This window comes from Vibrio sp. V43_P6S15P86 (assembly GCF_009904725.1).
Classification (GTDB): domain Bacteria; phylum Pseudomonadota; class Gammaproteobacteria; order Enterobacterales; family Vibrionaceae; genus Vibrio; species Vibrio diabolicus.
Genome location: NZ_WXWT01000440.1, coordinates 1 through 3,738, shown reverse-complemented (window position 1 = coordinate 3,738; position 3,738 = coordinate 1). Strand labels below are relative to the sequence as shown.

Here is a 3,738-nt window from a genome sequence, read left to right as displayed (position 1 = left end):
CTTATAAATTTATCAGGAGCATAAACATGTTTAAGAACCTTTTTGCTAACCTGCAAAAAGTTGGTAAGGCGCTGATGCTTCCAGTATCAGTTTTACCAGTTGCAGGTATTTTATTAGGTGTGGGTGCTGCCCATCTAAGCTTTATTCCAGAGATCGTTTCTAATCTTATGGAACAAGCTGGTGGTTCCGTATTCGGCCAAATGGCACTTCTATTTGCAGTAGGTGTAGCTCTAGGCTTCACTAATAACGACGGTGTTGCTGGTCTTGCAGCAATCGTTGGTTACGGCATCATGACGGCAACGCTAGGTGTAATGGCGGGTGTTATGGGTGTTGAGAAAATCGATACAGGTGTACTAGGTGGTATCCTTGTCGGTGGTGTGGCTGCTTGGGCATTCAACCGTTTCTTCAAAATTCAACTTCCAGAGTATCTTGGCTTCTTCGCTGGTAAGCGTGCAGTGCCTATCATCACTGGTTTTGCAGCGATCATCCTTGGTGTTATCCTTTCTGTAATTTGGCCACCAATTGGCGGTGCAATCTCTGCATTCTCTGATTGGGCTGCGCACCAAAACCCACAACTAGCATTCGGTATCTACGGTGTTGTAGAGCGTTCTCTAATCCCATTCGGCCTACACCACGTATGGAACGTACCGTTCTTCTTCGAAGCTGGTTCTTGTGTTAACGCTGCTGGTGAAGCTCAAAACGGCGTACTAACTTGTTACCTAGTTGCTGATGAAGCATCTCGTGCTGCTGGTAATGGCTTCGGTCAGCTAGCGGGTGGTTACATGTTCAAGATGTTTGGTCTACCAGCTGCAGCAATCGCAATTGCTCACTGTGCTAAACCAGAAAACCGCGCAAAAGTAATGGGTATCATGGCGTCAGCTGCACTGACTTCATTCCTAACTGGTATTACTGAGCCTATCGAATTCTCATTCCTATTCGTTGCTCCACTACTATACGGTATCCACGCTCTACTAGCTGGTTCTGCATACATTGTTTCTAACACTCTAGGCTTTGTACACGGTACTTCTTTCTCTCACGGTCTGATCGACTTCCTAGTTCTATCTGGTAACGCTCAGAAGATGGGTCTAATGATTGCTGTTGGTCTAGTATACGCAGTGATTTACTACGTAGTGTTCCGTGGCGTAATCACAGCACTTGACCTAAAAACTCCTGGTCGTGAAGATGAAACAGAAAGTGCGGCAGCAACTTCTGGCTCTGACATGGGTGGTGAACTGGTTGCAGCGTTCGGTGGTAAAGCTAACATTACTGGTCTAGACGCATGTATCACTCGCCTACGTGTAGCGGTTGCAGATACAGCAGCTGTTGACCAAGACAAACTGAAACAACTTGGCGCTGCTGGTGTTGTAGTTGTTGCAGGTGGTGTTCAGGCTATCTTCGGTACTAAGTCTGACAACCTAAAAACTGAAATGGATGAGTGGATCCGTAACCACGGCTAATCACCGTCATTCATAACAATGAATAAAAGGAGGCTTCGGCCTCCTTTTTTAGTTCCTCTCTCATTGCTAAAAGTGCTTTCTGAGTGTGATCCTAAACTCATCTTTACTTTTGCCAGTCTTTTCATACATCGCGCTTACTCATCGTTGACATATTGAAACACCACTATGTTTGAATAGCGCATGATGTTTTTTTAATAATTGATAACGTGTATGAAGAGCAAATTAATTTTATTAGCAGGACTAGTTTCTAGTACCGCAATGGCGGCAAATGAGCCAACGAACTTGTCTGTTGGTATGGCTGTCGATCAACAGTTGAGTGTTGTTGTTGAGTTAGATAATAAGTATCGCGGCATTATCGGTAACGATGGTATGGCGTTTGATTACATCGCTAAACGTGGAACATTCGATCAAAACATGCCTGTGACCTGGTATGTTGGCGTTGGTGGTTGGTATGAATGGGATGATGAGTTTGGCGTGCGTGTACCTCTCGGTGTGAACTGGGATTTATCACGCGGTTGGGATCTTTATGGTCAAATACACCCAGAGCTAGATCTTTACAAAGGTGCTGACTTACAACTTGGTGGTGCCGTTGGCATCAAATACAGTTTCTAGAATAAAAGAAACATAAAAAAACGCCGGTAAATACCGGCGTTTTTTGTTTGGAATGCAATACTGCTATTGTTTATCCATGGCTCGCTTGATACAAACGGCAGCGCCGCCCCAAGTGATACCTAAACCAATAACCATCATAATAATTGCGCTGATTGTCATTTCGCTGTCTCCTTGCGATTCACTGCGTTAATCACTAGACCAAAGATAAATAGTGCGGCGATAAGTGCCCAGCCTACAGTTAGATCATAACCACCGTAGCCTTCAGTAAATAAAGCATAAAGCTTAGTCGCTAAGATAATGGCGAGCATAATCGGTGTTACGAAGCGTAAACAGATCTCAAACCATTGACCAATAGAGAAATCAGAGCGCTCATTTACGTAATTACGTACTTCAGGCACGCGTTTCAATAGCCACGCCATCAATACAATCTCAACCAAGCCGCCTACCATAATGCCAACGTTGTTTGCAAAGTGGTCTACTAGGTCTAGCAGCAATAGACCGCCATTTGTTGCGAACGCCATAGAAACCACAAAACCAGTTCCAATTACAACGTTTGCAGCTTTTTTTCGGCTCCACTTTAGCTTATCGATGATGGCGGATGTTACGGCTTCCATGATAGAAATGTGCGAACTTAGACCAGCAACCACCAGTGCAAAGAAGAACAGAGGACCAAGAATATATGGTGCGGGTAATAAGTTAATTGCCGCAGGTAAAGTAACAAAAGCAAGGCCAACGCCTGCAGATACCACTTCTGTTAGCGGTTTACCTTGTTCTTGAGCCATATAACCCAAGACAGAGAAGATCATAATACCAGCTAGGATGGAGAAGCCACAGTTGATCAACACGGTCATAAACGCGTTATTCGTGATGTCTGACTTTTCTGGCAGATAACTAGAGTAAGCCAGCATGATCGCGAAGCCGATGCTTAGGGTAAAGAAGATCTGACCGTACGCAGCTGCCCATACTTTCACATCCCAAATTTTGCTGAAATCGGGTTCAAACATGTAGTTAACGCCATCCAAAGCTCCTGGCAAGAAAACCATACGTCCGATTAAAAAAATCACCATCAAAAATAGTATTGGCATCATGATTTTAGATGCGCGCTCAATCCCTGATTTCACGCCTTTGGCAATGGCGGTGTAAGTAATAGCCCAAGCAATCACCATAGATAAGGCAATCTTCCATTGAATACTGCCTAAGTCTGTTGGTGAGTTATCACCTAACTTTAGGTACTCACTAAAGAAAAATGCGTTTGTATCGGTTCCCCAACCTTGAGTGAACGACAACCCAAAGTAAGAAATTGACCAACCGATAACTGCAACATAGTAAACGGCGATAACTGCTGCAACACCAACTTGGAACCAGCCAAGCCATTCAAATTTAGAATGAATTTTCGCTAGCGTTTTTGGTGCTGAGCCTCGGTACTTTTGTCCCATACTGAACTCAAGGATCATAAATGGAATACCGGCCGTGATCATGGCGAAAATGTAAGGAATAAAAAATGCGCCGCCACCGTTTTCATAGGCCATGTATGGAAAACGCCAAATGTTTCCCAAACCGATAGCAGACCCGACTGCTGCTAAGATGAATCCCGCTCGGGATCCCCATTGTTCTCGCTTCATATTTGACTCCTATACGACTCCCTGAGGAATGAAGCTCTCTCCGTAAC

Annotated in this window: 4 protein-coding genes; 2 read left to right on the top strand and 2 right to left on the bottom strand. The window is 44.4% G+C overall.

The genetic code is table 11. The annotated features are described in order from the left end of the window. Nucleotides 1-26 precede the first annotated feature (26 nt). Together ptsG and CAG69_RS19785 are read left to right on the top strand one after the other, a co-directional pair. Entirely contained in the window at nt 27-1,457 is a 1,431-nt protein-coding gene (ptsG, locus tag CAG69_RS19790) for a PTS glucose transporter subunit IIBC (protein WP_006743155.1), read from the top strand. A 210-nt stretch (nt 1,458-1,667) separates the two neighbouring features. Next, nucleotides 1,668-2,069 (top strand): hypothetical protein, encoded by a 402-nt coding sequence (locus CAG69_RS19785; protein ID WP_005396996.1) that lies wholly within the window; start codon nt 1,668-1,670, stop codon nt 2,067-2,069. Between the two features lie 63 nt (nt 2,070-2,132). On the opposite strand, the gene CAG69_RS19780 is transcribed toward CAG69_RS19785, so the two are convergent. Then, nucleotides 2,133-2,228 carry a MetS family NSS transporter small subunit gene (locus CAG69_RS19780; RefSeq protein ID WP_005372963.1) on the bottom strand — a complete coding sequence of 32 codons (96 nt, stop codon included), beginning with the start codon at nt 2,226-2,228 and terminating at the stop codon, nt 2,133-2,135. Then, nucleotides 2,225-3,691 carry a sodium-dependent transporter gene (locus tag CAG69_RS19775; protein ID WP_005398219.1) on the bottom strand — a complete coding sequence of 489 codons (1,467 nt, stop codon included), beginning with the start codon at nt 3,689-3,691 and terminating at the stop codon, nt 2,225-2,227. Before CAG69_RS19775 ends, CAG69_RS19780 begins: the two co-directional genes overlap by 4 nt. Between the last annotated feature and the right edge of the window lie 47 nt (nt 3,692-3,738).

Excerpts from the sequence above, each read along its gene's own strand:
- CAG69_RS19785 (WP_005396996.1), top strand. The coding sequence starts at position 1,668 with ATGAAGAGCAAATTAATTTTATTAGCAGGACTAGTTTCTAGTACCGCA.
- ptsG (WP_006743155.1), top strand. The coding sequence starts at position 27 with ATGTTTAAGAACCTTTTTGCTAACCTGCAAAAAGTTGGTAAGGCGCTG.
- CAG69_RS19780 (WP_005372963.1), bottom strand. The coding sequence starts at position 2,228 with ATGACAATCAGCGCAATTATTATGATGGTTATTGGTTTAGGTATCACT.
- CAG69_RS19775 (WP_005398219.1), bottom strand. The coding sequence starts at position 3,691 with ATGAAGCGAGAACAATGGGGATCCCGAGCGGGATTCATCTTAGCAGCA.